This window comes from Dyadobacter sp. CY356, assembly GCF_021440195.1.
Lineage (GTDB): Bacteria > Bacteroidota > Bacteroidia > Cytophagales > Spirosomataceae > Dyadobacter.
Map to the genome: position 1 here is coordinate 395,111 of NZ_JAJTSZ010000004.1, position 17,890 is coordinate 413,000.

At 39.7% G+C, this 17,890-nt stretch carries 16 protein-coding genes; 8 read left to right on the forward strand and 8 right to left on the reverse strand.

Annotation, left to right across the window (positions count from 1 at the left end):
* Positions 1 to 18 precede the first annotated feature (18 nt).
* Positions 19 to 2,193 (forward strand): DUF5916 domain-containing protein, encoded by a 2,175-nt coding sequence (locus LXL81_RS15975; protein ID WP_234647799.1) that lies wholly within the window; start codon positions 19 to 21, stop codon positions 2,191 to 2,193.
* Between the two features lie 80 nt (positions 2,194 to 2,273).
* Here LXL81_RS15975 and LXL81_RS15980 read toward each other — a convergent pair whose 3' ends face one another.
* The 3 genes from LXL81_RS15980 to LXL81_RS15990 all read right to left on the reverse strand — a co-directional run bounded on the left by LXL81_RS15980 (position 2,274) and on the right by LXL81_RS15990 (position 5,780).
* Positions 2,274 to 3,200 (reverse strand): hypothetical protein, encoded by a 927-nt coding sequence (locus LXL81_RS15980; protein WP_234647800.1) that lies wholly within the window; start codon positions 3,198 to 3,200, stop codon positions 2,274 to 2,276.
* Between the two features lie 75 nt (positions 3,201 to 3,275).
* Positions 3,276 to 4,640, reverse strand: coding sequence for a leucine-rich repeat domain-containing protein (locus LXL81_RS15985; RefSeq protein WP_234647801.1), 1,365 nt, complete (start codon positions 4,638 to 4,640; stop codon positions 3,276 to 3,278).
* Between the two features lie 165 nt (positions 4,641 to 4,805).
* The gene (locus LXL81_RS15990; RefSeq protein WP_234647802.1) at positions 4,806 to 5,780 is read right to left on the reverse strand and encodes a polyprenyl synthetase family protein; all 975 of its coding nucleotides are present in this window, start codon (positions 5,778 to 5,780) and stop codon (positions 4,806 to 4,808) included.
* Positions 5,781 to 6,094: 314 nt separating this feature from the next.
* Between LXL81_RS15990 and LXL81_RS15995 the strand changes: the two genes are divergently transcribed.
* Both LXL81_RS15995 and LXL81_RS16000 read left to right on the forward strand, forming a co-directional pair.
* Complete coding sequence (locus LXL81_RS15995; RefSeq protein WP_234647803.1) at positions 6,095 to 7,006, forward strand: patatin-like phospholipase family protein; 912 nt, start codon at positions 6,095 to 6,097, stop codon at positions 7,004 to 7,006.
* A gap of 32 nt (positions 7,007 to 7,038) precedes the next feature.
* Positions 7,039 to 7,938 (forward strand): glycerophosphodiester phosphodiesterase family protein, encoded by a 900-nt coding sequence (locus tag LXL81_RS16000; RefSeq protein WP_234647804.1) that lies wholly within the window; start codon positions 7,039 to 7,041, stop codon positions 7,936 to 7,938.
* 174 nt (positions 7,939 to 8,112) lie between these two features.
* On the opposite strand, the gene LXL81_RS16005 is transcribed toward LXL81_RS16000, so the two are convergent.
* Positions 8,113 to 11,496, reverse strand: a complete 3,384-nt coding sequence (locus LXL81_RS16005) for a carboxypeptidase regulatory-like domain-containing protein (RefSeq protein ID WP_234647805.1) — start codon at positions 11,494 to 11,496, stop codon at positions 8,113 to 8,115.
* A 745-nt stretch (positions 11,497 to 12,241) separates the two neighbouring features.
* Here LXL81_RS16005 and LXL81_RS16010 point away from each other — a divergent pair.
* The gene (locus LXL81_RS16010) at positions 12,242 to 13,012 is read left to right on the forward strand and encodes an alpha/beta fold hydrolase (RefSeq protein WP_234647806.1); all 771 of its coding nucleotides are present in this window, start codon (positions 12,242 to 12,244) and stop codon (positions 13,010 to 13,012) included.
* Here the strand turns inward: LXL81_RS16010 and LXL81_RS16015 are convergent, their stop codons facing one another.
* Genes LXL81_RS16015 through LXL81_RS16030 form a run of 4 tightly spaced genes read right to left on the reverse strand, consistent with a single transcriptional unit; the run spans position 13,013 to position 14,754 of the window.
* On the reverse strand, positions 13,013 to 13,450 hold the full coding sequence (locus tag LXL81_RS16015; RefSeq protein WP_234647807.1) for a hypothetical protein: 438 nt from the start codon (positions 13,448 to 13,450) through the stop codon (positions 13,013 to 13,015).
* Between the two features lie 5 nt (positions 13,451 to 13,455).
* A complete protein-coding gene (locus LXL81_RS16020) occupies positions 13,456 to 13,881 on the reverse strand; it encodes a hypothetical protein (protein ID WP_234647808.1) in 426 nt (141 codons plus the stop codon).
* A 4-nt stretch (positions 13,882 to 13,885) separates the two neighbouring features.
* Positions 13,886 to 14,314: a hypothetical protein gene (locus LXL81_RS16025; protein WP_234647809.1), complete on the reverse strand. Its 429-nt coding sequence runs from the start codon at positions 14,312 to 14,314 to the stop codon at positions 13,886 to 13,888.
* 5 nt (positions 14,315 to 14,319) lie between these two features.
* On the reverse strand, positions 14,320 to 14,754 hold the full coding sequence (locus tag LXL81_RS16030; RefSeq protein ID WP_234647810.1) for a hypothetical protein: 435 nt from the start codon (positions 14,752 to 14,754) through the stop codon (positions 14,320 to 14,322).
* Positions 14,755 to 14,820: 66 nt separating this feature from the next.
* Between LXL81_RS16030 and LXL81_RS16035 the strand changes: the two genes are divergently transcribed.
* The 4 genes from LXL81_RS16035 (at position 14,821) to LXL81_RS16050 (ending at position 17,872) form a co-directional block, all read left to right on the forward strand.
* Positions 14,821 to 15,525 (forward strand): SAM-dependent methyltransferase, encoded by a 705-nt coding sequence (locus tag LXL81_RS16035; RefSeq protein ID WP_234647811.1) that lies wholly within the window; start codon positions 14,821 to 14,823, stop codon positions 15,523 to 15,525.
* Positions 15,526 to 15,667: 142 nt separating this feature from the next.
* The gene (locus LXL81_RS16040; RefSeq protein WP_234647812.1) at positions 15,668 to 16,390 is read left to right on the forward strand and encodes a hypothetical protein; all 723 of its coding nucleotides are present in this window, start codon (positions 15,668 to 15,670) and stop codon (positions 16,388 to 16,390) included.
* A 54-nt stretch (positions 16,391 to 16,444) separates the two neighbouring features.
* Entirely contained in the window at positions 16,445 to 17,143 is a 699-nt protein-coding gene (locus tag LXL81_RS16045; RefSeq protein WP_234647813.1) for a hypothetical protein, read from the forward strand.
* 30 nt (positions 17,144 to 17,173) lie between these two features.
* Positions 17,174 to 17,872, forward strand: coding sequence for a hypothetical protein (locus LXL81_RS16050; RefSeq protein WP_234647814.1), 699 nt, complete (start codon positions 17,174 to 17,176; stop codon positions 17,870 to 17,872).
* Positions 17,873 to 17,890: the final 18 nt, after the last annotated feature.

The following is a 17,890-nucleotide window of genomic DNA, read 5'->3' on the forward strand; positions in this document are numbered from 1 at the left end:
CTACCCATAACTAAAAAAGTGCATCCTAAAACCTTAATCAAGCTATGGCTTTTCATTGCCTTTGCCGGTAATTGTCTGGCCCAAAAACCAAATGAAAAATACCAATATCACATCCATCCGGCATCTGCACCGATTAAAGTAGATGGCATTGCAGACGATCAGGTCTGGGAATCAGCTGAAACTGCAACCGACTTTTTTATGATCACACCCATGGATACCAGCTTTTCCAGGGCGAGAACAGAAGTAAAAATGACTTATGACAATGATCATATGTACATTTTGGTTATCAATCATAAAACAGTCAAAGGCTCCATCATTGTCGAATCTTTGAAACGGGATTTTGCTTTTGGTAAAAATGACAATTTTCTGCTGTTCATGGATACCTTCGATGACCGGACTAATGGTTTTTCCTTTGGTGCAAATGCTGCAGGTGCACCCTGGGACGGACAAATGGGAGACGGCGGAACGGTTGATCTGAGCTGGGATAACCGGTGGGTCAGTCATGTAAAAAATGATGACGACAAGTGGGTTTGGGAAGCCGCCATTCCATTTAAAAGTATTCGTTACAAATCCGGAATTACGCGTTGGGGTATTAATTTCAGCCGGCAGGATTTAACAATTTCTGAGAAATCGGCCTGGGCTCCCGTACCCAGACAATTTCCATCCGCATCTCTGGCCTATACAGGAGTACTTGTATGGGATCAGCCACCTCCGAATCCGGGCGCAAATATTTCGATTATTCCATTCTCTGCTACACGTTTGACAAGGGATTTTCAAAACGATAATCCCAATAAATACAAAACCAGTATCGGTGGTGATGTTAAAATTGGCCTAACACCTTCACTGAATCTGGATTTGACAGTTAATCCGGATTTTTCGCAGGTTGATGTCGATGTGCAGCAAACCAATTTAAATCGTTTTGAATTATTTTTCCCTGAGAGACGGCAGTTTTTTCTTGAAAATGCTGATTTGTTCGCAAACTTCGGGTACGCTACCATTCGGCCTTTTTTCTCGCGCCGCATCGGTTTAGGCGTTCCAATCCAGTTTGGGGCCAGGATGAGCGGGAAAATAAATAAGAAATGGCGCGTTGGTGTTCTGGATGTGCAAACCGGTTCTCAGGATACCATTCCGAGAAATAATTATGCTGTGGTTGCATTGCAAAGGCAGGTTTTTGCAAGATCCAATGTGCGGTTTATTTACATTAACCGAGATGCTGTCAATTATTCCCAAGAAAAAAATGCGAATACGAATCGGTACAACAGAAATGTAGGCGCTGAGTATAACCTTGCCAGTGTGAATAATTTGTGGACCGGAAAGGTGATGTTTTTAAAATCATTCACACCTGGAAAATCCGGAGATGATTTTGTTCATGCAGCAGATCTAAAATTCAGTAAAGCCAACTTTTTCTGGCAGTGGCAGCATGAATATGTTGGAAAGAATTATAACGCCGAAGTTGGTTATGTTCCTAACGCAATCCGGAATGGTTATTACAAAATCAGCCCGACGATCGGATACTTATTCTTTATTAAAAATCCGAAAATCATCAGTCATGGCCCAAAGGTGGTTACCAATATTTATTGGGACAAACAAATGTCGCTAAGCGATAAGGAACTGACCTTTTCTTATAACCTCAATTTTATAACAAGGGCTACTATGTCGGCCTATGTGACCAACAATTACACGCGGCTTCTGAGACCATATGATCCAACAAATTTAGGTAAAGAACAACTCGCAACAGGCACTGAGCATAAATGGACATCGGCAGGTTTTGAGATTATCTCCGGCCCTCAGAGTCACTTTACTTATACTTTTGCAGGAATTTTCGGAGGGTATTACGACAACGGTCACCGGACCAATTTACGTACAGAACTTGGATACAGAATCCAACCTTATGTAGCCATTACGATGGCAGGAAATTATAATGACATTCATTTGCCGGCACCATGGAACAGGACTCAATTGTGGCTCGTCGGACCGAGAGTTGACGTCACTTTCCGGAATAATTTATTTTTTACGACTTTTATGCAATACAATAATCAGGCTGATAACATTAACCTGAATGCAAGGTTGCAATGGCGTTACAAACCTGCTTCGGATCTGTATATCGTTTATACCGATAATTATCTACCTGAAAATTTTATGGTGAAAAACCGGGCGATCGTTTTGAAATTTACTTACTGGTGGAATTTGTAAGGAAACTTGTCAAAAGAATAAAGTCTGAAAAGTATCGGAAAACTACTTTTTCAGACTTTATTCTTTAACCAATCCTGATTTTATTTTAATTTATTTTGAACGTTCCTTACAAAACCTTCCGAAACATTTGCCAAGTTTGATATCTCCAAAAAAGAAAACTTACCTGATTCCAGCATCCTGGTTACTACTTCAATACTTTTTTTCTCTTCGCCTTTTTCAAGCCCTTGCCCAAGACCTTGTTCAAAGCCCTCTTCCCTCGTAAGCATTTTTATTGTTTCTATAATTCCCATAGCTTTTTCATTTCCGGTTAATTTACTTACCTCATTATCAAAGTTAATGTTAAATTCAGGATTTTCAATGTGTATAAATGTCTTCAAAAAATAGAGAAACCTCCTTATCTTTTCGATGCTATATTTCCCACTTTGGACAAGGGCACGTGCGATGGTAAGCCTCTGAGCGGCTAGTTCTGATTCCGGAATTTTGTCTGAAAGCAATACTTTTTGAGCAGCCAGGACAATTAAGGCGAACGGATTGTCCATAGCCAGTAATTGTTCTTCCGAATGCTCCATGATGTGATAATTGTTGTACTTATACTCAATCTCAGTCCCCAAAAACTTATAATGAAAAGTATTGATTGGTAAACTTTTCACTGCACCGGTAAACACTGCAAGTGCAGTAACAGGCACATCATAACGGTCAAATATTCGGTAGAAATATTGAAACATACGTTTTGAAAATTGCTGATCATTTTGCGCCTGTATTTCAATGTGAATCAGCATCCATTCTTCTGAGCCATCCGTTCCGTATATTTTAATCAGCATATCAACAAAACGACTTCCACCCTGCTTTTCCAGATCAGGAAAAAGTTCGAGAAGCTCTTTGTCCATGAATTCGAAACCCCTTTCGATATCGAAAAGCGAATCTGCATCTTTGAAAAAGAAACGAAGTAAATCGGAGAATGCCTCTTCGAAGGCACTTTTTAACAGAATATCATTTTTACGTCTCAAAATTGAAATCAGGATTTTGATTTTGAGACGTAAAATTTTAGGAGACGTTACATGTATAAAATAATTCCAGTAAATTCAATAAAAAACCTCCACACTATTTCCTTTCAAAGCTTTCAGCTCGCTGGCATATTTTTTCTCAACCTCTTTGTTGATAAACGGATTTCCACGTAAGTACACTTTATCAAGTTTTTTAAATTTCACCAGTGTCGAGGGGAATTCGGGAAGATTGTTGCCTGAAATGTCAAGTTCGTGCAAACTATCCAAAGCCATGATTTCATTCGGAAAATTATAAAACCAGTTATATCCCAGATCCAAAACATTCAATTTTTTCATTTCCGCCAAACTTGCAGGCAGCTTGCTAAGCTTATTATGATGAGCATAAAGCGTATGAACATTCGTCAGTCTGCCCAGATGCTCCGGAAGCGCTTTAAGCTGATTATGACTGACAGCCAACTGTGTCAGATTTTTCAATCCGGTTATAGATGCGGGCAAACTTTCAAGTTGATTGTAATACAAATCGAGTACTTCAAGGCCTTTCATTTTCTTTATTCCTTTTGGTAAGATGGTAATTTCAGATTTGTAAAAATTAAGATCTCTAACTTTTTTCAGTTTCCGAAAACTACGGTCAGACAAATTGCTAAGTTTATTTCCACCTAAACCAAACGATGATAAGTTTTTGCAGGCCCTGGCAGCAGCTGGAATATTGGTAAATTTATTTTCTTTGAGATTCAGTAATTCCAGCGACTTATTTTTAGTCAATACAAGATTTTTATTTGTTAGCTTGTTGCCATCCAGATGCAATTGTTTCAAACGTGGCAACCGCTTGAATTCAATTTTCACTTTGGTCAACTCGTTTCCGCTCAGATATATTTCTTCCGTATTAGGAAAACGATAAATAACATCTGGTAAAGATTTTAATTCCAGCTGATTAAAAAATATTTTCTTAATTTTCAGGGAATCTTTAAAGGCGATAGCTTCTTCAATATTGACCACCGAACTATCCGTTTGCCTAACCTGCCTTTTTATAACTTGTTTGCCTAAACGCAGTAAGATGGTTAATCTGAATGGCTTCTGCGGTTTTTCTGTCAATTTCCAGTTCGTAACATTTTCAGAAAAAGATTTCTTAAATACCTGATTCAGCGAATCGCGGTCATAATTTGTAGGCTCAATGTTAAAAATGAGATAATCCACACTTCCCTTTTGATTCACTAACACCTGCGCAAAGACAGATATTCCCGGATTCAGATCGCTTGCAACTACTGCATTTAATGATTTTTCCACAAGGCTCATTGTTTCCATAGATTCATGTTCTTCATAATCTTCGGGCAGCATATGCACAGGAAAATTGGCCTTTTTAGCATCCTCGTGCGTCCAGATATGTACCTGGGCAAGGGATGCCTGCGCAATCAGCATTAAAATAAATGAAAGTATGATTTTCATAGCAGCTATAATTAAATTGAATATACAATGATAACTAAAAACAATTTAACATAACTAATTAATTAGTCGAAAAGATTTTGTTAGTAAAAAACCCTGTAAATAAGCTTGACGCTTTCTTCACAGGGTTTTCAATTTATTGATTTGACGGATAATTCAGCTTGAAAATCACTTACTTCTTTCAATAGTATATTGTACCAGATTTTCCAGAGCGGTGCGATGCGCCGAGTCCGGAAATTCGTTTAGCAAAGCCTGTGCTTCACTCACGTAACGCCGCATGATTTCTTCAGCATATTTAAGGCCACCAGAGTCTTTCACAAAAGAAATAACTTCCAGCACTTTATCCGGCTTATGACTTTCATTACGAATGATATTGATCATTTTACGTTTTTCCAGCCACGGCGCCTTATTAAGTGCATAAATAAGCGGAAGTGTCATTTTCTTTTCCTTGATATCGATCCCAAGCGGTTTACCGATTTCATCTTCACCATAATCAAAAAGATCATCTTTAATCTGAAATGCAATTCCTACCTTTTCGCCAAAAGCGTGCATCCGTTTGATCACCTCCGCACCCGCACCAACAGAACAGGCTCCAACTGCACAGCAGGACGCGATCAATGAGGCCGTTTTCTGTCTTATAATTTCGTAATAAACCGCTTCGTTGATATCAAGCCTACGTGCTTTTTCGATTTGGAGTAATTCGCCTTCGCTGATTTCACGCATTGCCGTTGATACAATTTTCAGCAGTTCAAACTCATTATGCTCAACAGAAAGCAGAAGACCGCGTGAAAGCAAATAGTCACCAACGAGAACGGCAATTTTATTTTTCCATAAAGCATTAACGGAGAAGAAACCACGACGATAATTTGAATCGTCCACCACATCATCATGAACCAGTGTGGCAGTATGTAAAAGCTCGATGAATGAAGCACCCCGGTAAGTTGATTCTGTAATCGGGCCGCAAACGCCGGCAGACAGAAATACAAACATTGGCCTGAGCTGTTTCCCTTTACGGCGTACGATGTAATTCATGATCTGGTCGAGCAGCATTACATCACTTTTCATAAACTGGCGAAACTTGTGCTCAAAAGCCTTCATTTCATCCGCAATAGGAGCTTGAATATCCTTTATTGAAAGGGTCATATTAATTACAGGAAGTCTTAATCTACCTCCAAATATTGAAAGGCTATACAGCGCAGTTTAGTTCAAAAATCACTGCATTCTCTGCTGCTGTACTTTAATCCTCAAATTTGGAATAAAATCTTCTCTTTATACCTATTTTAGAATGAAAATGTTTAAAATTGAAAATATGAAAATGGAAAATCAGCGAATTGAGTAGAACCACGCAGAAAAACCGTTATGTAACCCGGGAAGTGTGACTTTGAATTAAAAGTAATAAACTAAACTAAAATCAAAATAGCTGAAGGCCGCTTGCCGACAGCCGAAAGCAATAAAATATGAAGGCACTCGTGCTTGGAGGTGGATCAATGAAAGGAGCTTTTCAGGTTGGCGCCATTCAGTCTGTACTTGAAAAGGGTTTTGAGCCCGATATGGTTTATGGAATTTCTGTTGGTGCGCTGAACACGACTTTTTTAGCCAATGAAACAGGCCGCCAGCATATGGAAGAAAACGGCAAGCTAAACTGGCCGCTTGCGGGCAGAAAACTACTTGAATTCTGGATTAAGAATATAAGGCAGCCACAGGATATTTCAACGCTTCGTTCGCGCGTTATGTTAGGTATGAACACGCTCATGAGCCGCTTTGATGGTTTGGTTGATCCTACGCCTCTGCATTTGCTGATCAGGAAAAATGTTAAGGACAAATATTTAAAAAATAGCCCTGCGCGGATAAAAGTGGGTGCCGTGAACGTGCAAAGCGGCGAAATTAAATATGTGACACCACAGGAACCGCATTTCCTTGACTACGTACGCGCCAGCTCATCTATTCCGATGCTTATGCCAGCCATCGCAATCGGAAATCAAATGTATCTGGACGGCGGTTTAAGGGAAGTAGCGCCCATACGGCAGGCCATAGCAGACGGTGCCACGGAAATTGTTGTGATCGCCTGCCATTCCCCGCATTTGTATCAGCCGGAAGGAATGAATGCAAGAAACCTGATCATGCTTGTGGAAAGAGTACGTGATATCACCGTGAATGAATATGCGAACAGCAACATCATCTGGGCGGAATCATATGTTGACAGGTCCATTTTACGTGGTGTTCCTATGAAACTGACGGTCATTCGCCCAACTTCTCCACTGGTTCTGGACATGCAGCATTTTACCTCCGATGATATTTCAAGACTGATTATTGAAGGTTATAGAATTGGTATTGAAACGCTTAACAAAGTGGAAGAGATAAAACAATAAAGGAAATCTGATTACAAAAAAAAACTCAGCTAATGTTAGCAAAACGTTTGAAAGACCCCTACCCAATCCTCTTGCTGTTACTTTTAACATCTTGTGTCCCTTCGCGTCAATTTGCATCGGTTACTTATAATTGCAATTTCAGCAAGACAGGAAGTTTAAGTGCGCATCTAAAACCGTCCAACCGGTTTGTGCCGATGATCATGGCGCATCAGGGAGGAACGGAAGACGGATATCCCGGAAATTGCATGGCAACTTTTGAAAACACTTATCAGAATGTTCCGTGTGTGATGCTGGAATTTGATATCCGGATGACAGCCGACAGTATGCTGGTTTTGTCGCACGACAATGAGTTGGAAAAGCGCACCAACGGAACTGGTTTGCTCAATCAGCAGCAATGGAAAGATGTGAAACAACTGCGTTTGAAGGATGACAAAGGATTACTGACCAAAAATAAAATTCCTTCATTCAAAGAAGTACTGGATTGGAGTCAGGACAAAAACCTGATTTTGATCGTTGATAAAAAACCGGAAACGGATATTGTGAAAACGATCCGTATGCTGAAAGAAAATAATGCCTTGCAAAAATCCGTTGTGATCTGTTATTCTCTCGAAGAAGCAAAAACGGTTTACGCACTGGAACCCACGCTGATGATCGCGGTTGGATTTAATAGCTGGGAACATATTTCCAACGTAGAAAAATCAGGATTGCCGTTAGAAAACCTGGTTGCGCTTACCCCAAAAGAACTTCAGGCCGAATCATTTTATATGAAAGTGCATTCGATGAAGATTATTACTTCACTTGGTACTAATGGAAATATTGATACCCTGAACACAGAAATTTCCGCACCTATGTATAATAAAATATGGGAAAGCGGTGCTGATATTATCTGTACCGATCAGCCGATATTTGTGCATTCTTTGTTTCAGAAGTGAGGCTATCAGCAGTCGGCTATCGGCTCTCAAATAATATTGAATCCGGGCCATCTGGGCCGTAGCAAAACCACCTAAAAATAAAACTTTTAATAACGTTCATAACAAGAAAACGGCTCAGTCAAAAATTTGACTGAGCCGTTTTCTTGTTATTCTTATCTGACAAATCAGACCATATTAGTTAAAGATATAGCGAATACCAATCTGAGCCTGCCAAACACTGTTAACAGATAAGTTCGGAGTAAAAGAATCTTTAAGTAATACATTTTGTCCGCCGATAACCTGTGTAGCCAATCTGTAAACAGGCTTTCCGTCAGCACCAACAGATGCCAATGCAAGCGGATTGAATGTAGTTGCCTGGTTGCCTAATCCCCATTTGTCATGAATAAGGTTTCCTACGTTAAGAATATCTCCACGAAACTGGATAACATTTCTTTTTTGTTTTTTACCAACCGCAATGTAGAATTCCTGAACCACTGTGAAGTCAAAACGTGATAACCATGGGAAAGCACCACCATTACGTTCTGCATATTTTCCACGGCGACTTTTCAGATAGTCGTTTCCATTGATGTATGCGTCAAATGCAGCCTGCTGTTGTTCAGGAGAATAAACCGTAGTTACAACGTTAGGAGCAGTACCATTTGTAACCGTAAGCGAAGAAAACGATAACTCAGAAGCAGATTTAGGAACGTAGATCAAATCATTTGAAGTCTGACCGTCACCATTCAAATCCTGGTTAAGTGTGTAAGAAATCTTAGCACCACTTGTAGAAACCGCTGCCAATGTAAACATCGTTGATCCACCGAAAGTACCACCGTAATTGATTTTGTAGTTTATCACACCCACAATACGGTGACGCAAATCGTTATCCGAGTAAGTCAATGGCAAGTAGTTCTGACCTGTTGTGGTTGGAACGTTCGCCTGTACTGTACTTCCTACAAATGCGATATCTTTCGCTTGTCCGTAAGTATAAGAAACAAAGCCACCGAAACCTCTTGTAGTTGGCTTTTCCAATTTCACAGTTGCGATGTAAGAATTTCCTTTTTTAGTGTTTTTAAGTACAAAAACGTTTGACACAGCCGGGTTAATAAATCTTGCAACTGCAACTGTATTGGCAGCACCCGAACCTGAACTTGTTACGCCTGATGCCGGAAAGCGAGGACGGTTATCGTCTCCTGCGAAGGTACGGTCCGGCGCTTTCAGGTTAGCGTCAATGTAACGAAGACCATTAATTGTTTTGTTGTAAATGAATTCAACAGTTCCAATTAATCCCAAAGGTAGTCTTTGATCAACAGCAATATTAGATTTCCAGATCTGAGGATATTTCAAATTCTGATCTGATGCGTTAATTGCGTAAGGAGGCAGTTTCGTTATATCAGTGCCTGTTGTCGGTACATAACGGCTCGGATCCGTAGTAAACGCATAAGCCGTTGTATTGGTTATGTTAATTACTCCCGTATTTACACCATTATTACCCAACTGGTTTGAGATTAAAACTTCTGGAATACGAGATACAAACACACCTGTTCCTCCACGAAGCTGCGTAGTTTTGTCGCCTTTCACATCCCAGTTAAATCCGATACGTGGTGAGATCAACAAACGAGTTTTTGGAAAGGTACCAGTAGTTACTTTATAATCAGCGCCATTTTCATCCTTAAACGTCATACCCGCAACAACCGTGTTATTAAAATCTTTCGCGGTAGAATTATCGTAAGCAAACACGTCTCCACGGATACCTGCTGTAATTTTAAGGTTTGGAGTAGCCTGATATTCATCTTGTACATAAGCACTATACAAATTTCTTTTCAAAGTTTGCAAAGGCTCACCACCACCTGGAATTAAAGAATAACGCAGGTTATAACGGTTTACTGCAACAGGAGAAATGTTAGACGTAGGATTGGCAATAGAAGCCAAAGCAGCCGTTTTAAAATCAGCAATCGAGTTGTAAACATAAACTCCGTTTGATGACGGGAAGAAAACGTTGTTTGAAGTAAAATGTTCAAAAACTACACCTGCTGTGAAAGTATGCTTACCTGCATAATAACTGAAATTGTTCGTGATGTTGAATGTCGAATAATTCAGTTTGTTGTTCGGTGTGAAAGGATCAAATCCAATCGTAGTGTAAGTACTACCGTCTTTCAGAATGTCAATGGTTGGGAAAACAGCAGTTTTGTACGTTCTGTCTTCGATCTGTTTGTTGTAAGTAACAACAAGATCATTAGCAAATTTACCTCCAAAGTTCGAAGTCAACTCAGCTGCAACCGAACGTGTGTTATCTGCGATCAGGTAACCTGTATTTTGAGACGACATAGCAAGCGAACTATTGGTACGGTTACCATTTCCTGCTGTGTTGCTACTGTTACTTGCACTGATAAGCTGATCTGATTCTGAATCATGGTGTGAGTAACGTACCGACAATTTATGTTTATCGTTGATGTTATAATCAAGACGGATAAGTCCTTTTGTACTTTTGATTTTGTTGTTAAATCCGTCAAGCGCGCCCATGTCGTAGTTGAAGTTTTGTTTCATAAATGAACTCAAATCTTCCAGATCCGAAGCCAGAACACGTGAAACGTTAGTTCCGGATTGTCCGCGGTTCAATGACCATGTCAATGCAGGCGTGCTGCTTGTAAATCTTTCTGCATTAATGAAGAAAAACAGTTTATTCTTGATCAACGGACCGCCCAAACGGAAACCCCATGTTTTTTCGCTAAGATTTGGTTTGGGTGTGATAGGTTGATCACCATTACCTTTTTTAGCAACCATGTCGCTTCCACGGAAAAGGTGGTAAGCAGAACCAGATAATTCGTTTGTTCCAGAACGTGTAACCGCGTTAATACCAGCACCTGTAAAACCTGACTGACGCACGTCAAACGGCGCAACATTTACCTGAACCTGATCAAGCGCGTCCAAAGAAACAGCACTTGTACCTGTACGACCACCCGCCTGCGCAGAAGAACCTAAACCAAAACCATTGTTGAATACAGATCCGTCAATTGTAATGTTGTTGAAACGTGCATCCTGACCGGCAAATGATTGTCCGTTACCATAAGGATTGTATTTCGTGATATCACTGATCGAACGACCGATTGTCGGCGTAGAGTTGATAGCGTTACGGTCAAATGATGTAGATGCACCATTACGATCGGAGCTGAAAACATCACTACGCGAAGTAGAAATAACAACTTCCTGCAAAGCAGTACCTTCTTCGGCCAGTTTAAAGCTGACATCGGCACTTGTTCCCAGGTCAGCAGAAATGTTTTCTGTTACCTGGTCTTTGAAGCCTACGAAAGAAACAGTAACTGTGTAAGGACCTCCAACACGCACACCCGGAAGTGTGTAAAAACCTTTTTCATTTGTAATAGTACCATAACGGCTTCCCGATGGCGTGTGCACCGCTACAACAGTGGCACCCGGGAGTTCAGATCCTTTACCATCTGTTACTCTACCGGTAATGGTCGACGACGTAACCTGAGCCTGGACTACTCCGCTCAGAAACGACAAGGCAAATGCGAACAGCGCGCAAAACGCTGATCTGAAAAGTAAACTTTTCCAGTTCATAAATTTTTGGGGATTTGAGTAATTGAGTTAGTAGGGTCATTCAAGTTGCTGAATGAATTTTCGTGTAAAATAATAGTTTTTTTTACTCTTAAGCAATTACGTGCTTCCTACTAAAATACTATACTTAACTTCGCAACTAGCTGATTTATTGGAATAATGCAGAATATAAAATCAATAATTCAATATTTTTTATCCAATGTTTTATTAATGTTAAATCTGTTATCAAGTATGGATTTTATCAAAAAACTTGGCTACAAAACCGAAATTTTCTTTGGCTCCCAAATTACTATTATTCAACATTTGACTAAAATTTTGAAATTATTTCAACAAAGAGCAGGTATCAACGAGAAAACCATTATCAAAACTTGGCTTTTGTTTAATTAAAAAATTTAAGAATGGTCAATCACGTCTGTTACTGCAACTACGAAATCTACAATTCTAATTGCTAATTTTACATATTTACTCACTCTGAATTGAAATCATTTCGTAAGGCCTTAAATTTGATTTAAAACTTTGATAATAAGTATTTTATCTATTATTAATTAAAAACTAACCTATTTCAATGTTAAGAATTTGTTAAGTTTCCGACTGATTTAACTTTTCATCTCAGAAAAATCGTGGTCATATTTACATTAATTTTCTTAAAAAATATTTAACAGGGGAAATAAGTATCTGTTGGGTACTTTTGTAAGCGCTTTTTCTATTTCTCCACCGGTTTGGCAAAACATTTTATTTTTCCTTCAAAATGCAACTTAATTTTAAAAAAATAGGCGAAACAGGCCCCGCCCTGATCATACTTCACGGCGTTTTCGGATTCCTTGACAACTGGCTAACGATCGGTAAAACCATTTCCGACCAAGGTTTCATAGTATACCTGGTAGATCAAAGACATCACGGACGGTCGCCACACGAAGGCTCACTTGATTTCCCGACACTTGCAGAAGATCTTAAAGAATTTCTGGAACAGCAGAATCTTGTTTCACCTATCCTGCTTGGGCATTCCATGGGTGGCAAAACGGTGATGGAATATGCAGTGCGCTATCCTGACACTTTTGAAAAACTTGTCGTTGTTGACATTGGACCAAAACAATATCCCATGCACCATACCAAAATTTTGCAGGGACTAAATGCTTTGCCGGTCGAAGATATTGAGAACCGTCAGCAGGCGGATGATTTTTTAAGCCAATATGAACCGATTTTGGCAGTAAGACAATTCCTCTTGAAAAATCTGTATAGAAAAGAAGATGGCGGTTTTGACTGGCGTTTTAATTTGCCGGTGCTGACAACGGATATGGCAAAAGTAGGTGCGCCAATAACAACTGAAAAACCGGTTGAAACCTCTACCCTGTTTATGCGTGGTGAAAAATCAAATTATATTCTGGATGAAGACTGGAACGATATCCTGAAAATATTCCCGAATGCAAAACTGGAAACCATAGCTGATGCAGGTCACTGGGTGCAGGCGGAGCAGCCGAAAGTTTTTGTGGGGCATTTGCTGGCGTTTTTGAAATCCTGATTATTCGGCTCTGACATATTTGGATCTTGCTGAGGAACAACGGGCAATCATCATCTGATTCCCGTTTGGTTCAATATTATAAGTAGAACAAAAAGCAACGCCACAGTTAAAGGTTGAGCAGTTGGCAGAATAAGAAACAGATGTTCTCGGCTTAACTTCAAATCGCCTATTATTGATAATGTAGATATAAGGTGAACAGCAACCTGTCTTTCCATTTTCATCAATTAAGATACCATCAAAACGAAAATTCAGATAAACGGTTTCATAGCCAGCAAATGGCACCCAAACCTTTTCTCCGTTGACAATTTGTTCTACTTCTACAAGATACCATTTCCCAACCAGCGGTTTCATAATTTCGTCTGGTTGGGTATTGATCTTATCTTTCTTACAGTTACATAAAAAAAGGAATAACAGCGGGATGTAGAAAAATCTTTTCATCTATTTCAGCTTTTTATGTATTTAAACCTTGGGCCGGAACAATTGGTTATAATCATCTGATCCCCGGAACAGTCGATATCCATAACCGCACAATATTCGCAATTTGCAGCAGAACAATGGTTGTAATTCACCTCTGTTTTAGGTCTTATTCTAAAAAAGGCATCATTAATTGACAATTCCTTTGGACCACAACAATTCGCAATCCCGTTTTTGTCAAACATCACACCATCAGAGCGAAAAACAAGATATTGGGAGGTTATTGAATCAACGGGCTGCCAGTTTTTTTTGCCTTTCACCTCTTGCTCTATTTCGGCTAAGCGCCATTGGCCAACAATGGGCTTAATAATTTCGTCCGGTTGTGCATCAACATTATCTTTCTTACAGTTAAACAAAAAAATGAATAACAGCGGGATATAGAAAAGTTTTTTCATAACATCAGTTCATAATATATTTTACTCTTCCACCGATACAATAGGTAATGATCATTTCATTCCCAGACTGGATAATATCCAATACCGGACAGGCAACACAGTTCACAGCGGCGCAATTTGCATTATAAGATATTTCTGATTGAGGCTGTATTTTAATGGATCTGCCATTTATATTTAATTCATTCGGTCCGCAGCAGCTTGCTTTACCGTCACCATCCAGGATCACGCCATCAGAACGAAAAATGAGGTAAACCGGCGTAAGTGTATTAACTGCCTGCCAAACTTTTTTACCGTTAACAGTAACTTCCGTTTCGGTCATAAGCCACTTGCCATTCAGGGATGACACAAGACTTTGTGGCGAAGCGTCCTGGTCATCATTCTTACAACTAAAAAGAAAGATGAGCAATAAGGGAATATATAGTAATCTTTTCATAACCATTAATTTTTGACATATTTCACACGAATCCCTGTGCAACCAGTCATTATCATTTCTTTTCCAAAATATTCAATATCCAATCTTTGACAACCAAAACAGTTGACCAACTCACATGCCTCATCATAATAACTTGCCCATACCTGTGGGTCTATTTTGTATAAGTTACCGTTAATATTGTATTCTCTGGCAGCACAGCATCCAGCTTTTCCATTTTTATCAAGCAGGACGGCTTCCGGACTAAAATTGAGATATTGGAGATTTTTAGAAGTATCTGCCTGCCAGACTTTTTTATTATTGATAGTCATCTCCGTTTCCGTCATCTGCCAGCTACCCGCAAGTGAGTATGCAAGTTCTTGTGCTGCAACGCCATCATTTTCCTTACTTTTGCACCCAAGTAAGAAAATCAGTAAAAATGGAATGTATAATATGCGTTTCATAAAATATCTTTTCATAATAGATTCATTTCCAATCCCAAAGGTTGGAAGTGAGTAAAAATTAAATACATGAATCAATCCCCAATAAATCTGTACCTAATACCAACAGTTCTCGCAGAAGGAACAAATGATCAGGTACTTAGCCCTCAGATTAAAGATGTTATTGCTAACGTAGATGTCTTTTTTGTTGAAAATGTAAGAACGGCCAGACGTTTTATCAGCAGCCTGAAACTTGGCAAAGTCATAGATAACATTACCTTTTTTGAATTAAATAAAGACACGCCTCGGTCGGTAACGATGGCTCAGGTAAAAGGCCTGACACAAAATGCCGGCATATTATCCGAAGCAGGTTGCCCCGGCGTGGCAGATCCTGGCGCGGTCGCTGTTGACTTTGCGCATCAGATCGGAATTAAAGTGATACCACTTGTCGGTCCTTCTTCTATTTTATTGGCTTTGATGGCATCGGGATTTAGTGGACAATCTTTCACTTTTCATGGTTATCTGCCAATTGATAAAATGGAAAGAAGAAAAGCAATTCAGCAACTGGAAAGGGATGTGAAACAGAAAGATCAGACACAGATTTTTATGGAAACGCCATTCCGGAACAGTTCATTTCTGGAAGCGATCCTGGAAGCTGCGCAGCCTGAAACGTTACTTTGCGTTGCTGCCAATATCACCTCATCAGAAGAATTTATTGAGACACATCCTGTAAAATACTGGAAGAAAAATTTTCCGGACGTGCAAAAGCAGCCGACTATATTTTTGATCGGATAATTTTCGTTCTCAATCCGGTAATAGTCAGCAACAAGTCATTTTTCTACGCTAATCTGCTTTTACTTTTCCAACCAACCGGAGCAATCCAGACTCTTGGGTAGTAGTTGTTGATTAGTTTTAATATACCAAAATGATTGTAGTGATGAAAAAATGGATGTTTTTGGGAAGTTTTGCCCTAATGTTGGGTTTGGCCGGATGTAATGATTCTGATAATGGGAGCAATCTGGTTCTGGAAAAAGTGGTTACCTCAGATTTTGAGTTGAATACGGATGACTGGACAGCAGCCCTTTCCGAATACAGCACGGAAACGGATACTTCATCCGTAGAATTCCGGTCTGGCAGAACTACTTTACCAACTCCGCTTGATACAAAAACATATGGCTACATGCTGCAAAGTCATAATCGAAGTGACGATATGTTTATGTATTTGAAGAAAAAAATTACCGGGTTAAGAGCAAATTCTGCTTATAACGTGACTTTTGAAATTGACCTGGCAACCGATAATTCTTCTGGCGGATTTGGCACAGGAGGCTCTCCGGGAAGTTCGGTGTATCTTAAAGCAGGTGCGTCTGCCGTAGAACCTGTGACGAATCTGGTGAGTGGTTTTTACACTTTCAATCTTGACAAAGGAATTCAGTCTGAAAGTGGAAAAGATCTGATTAATATTGGTAATGCTGCCAATGGTTTGGAAACTGATACTTACGCAATCGTTAAGCGTGACAATCTGACAAAACCTGTAACTGTAACCGCCGATGCCAACGGAGCGATCTGGGTTTGTGTGGGAACAGATTCGGGTTTTGAAGGATTGACAAGACTTTATTATGACAAAATAAAAGTTTCTGTTACCGAAGTTTTACCTGATTAATTAACCATCTGCATATTTTCGACTAGTTTTGTCTACCCAAAGCGATTAACATTGATGAAGAAATATTTGACGTGGGCAAAACTAGTCCTTTTATTAACTCTGTACGGATGCAGTGCTGAAAAGCGGAATGACGTAAATCCGGTCAGGACAATGATTTCAGAATTTGAAACGGGAACAGAAAACTGGATCGGTGATTATGCCTTATATAACCGAAAAGATACCACCGAAATCGCTTTCCTGATGGAAAAAGATTCGTTGCCTGCTGCCATCGATTCCCTGAAATTCAGTGTAAGAATGGAGGCGACCAATCTGGGTGACAGTATCTTTCTGTTCATGAAAAAGAAAATTGTCGGACTTAATCCGGAAAAAACCTACCATGTATCCTTTGATATAAACATAGGGACAAACTACCCTGATCTGCCTAATGCTACCGGTACAAAAATCAGTCTTAAAGCCGGTGCTTCTTCCACTGAGCCAGTAAAAATCCTGAATGCAGGTTATTACAACGTATCAATAAAAAAAGGACTCTGGAATGTAGACGGATCAGAAATGGTCATATTGGGCAATGTTACGAATGGCATAGGAAGGGCTACTTACCAACTTGTGAACCGGAATAGTGCTGATAAAACCATTACTGTAAAACCTGATGCAAACGGAACGATATGGGTTTGTGTCGGGGAAGATACGCGTTATAATGAAGGAAAAACGGTTCTTTATTTTGACAGCATTAAAGTGGAGTTGACCGAGCAGTAAATTTTAATTAGCCTGATAGCATTGAAGCGCATGAAGAAGTTGATGATTTTTGGAAGTTTGATCTTGTCCGTATTTTTAGTTGCCTGCAAAGGCGGAAATGATACCCTGCCCATCAAATTTTTCGAAAGTACGTTTCAGCAAAATACCGAAGACTGGACGGGTGATGTTGCATTTTTTAAAAACGGCCAGCAGGATACAATTGCATTTTCGATCAAACAAGGAAAAATCCCCGGCTCTTCTGACAGTTCGTCGAGGGGATTAAGCGTTTCCGGTAAAAATATTGGCGATAGTCTTTTTTTATTTATTAAAAAGAAAATAACTGGTTTGAATCCTGCGCTAACCTATAAGGTAGCTTATGAAATCAATATCGGTACAAATTATCCCGACACCGTAGGTTCAGCGGGCCGCCTCATTTATATTAAAGCAGGCGCTTCCCCAAATGAACCCGTAAAGGAGCTGGCCAATAATTATTACAGTACTGAACTAAAACTGGGTAATCTATCCAAAAGCGGAACTGAAATGATGTATCTCGGCACGGCAGGAAATGGTCTGGATTCCGTTGCTTACCGCAGTATAGTCCGCACAAATGCGAATCTTGCCGTTGAGGTCAAGCCGAACGAAGCAGGAGAAATATGGCTTTGCGTGGGTGCAGAAACCAGTTACAAGGGTTTAATACAACTTTATTATGACCGGATATACACGGCAGTAGGCGAAAAGCCGGTTGAATAAATTCCGTTTGCGATCTGT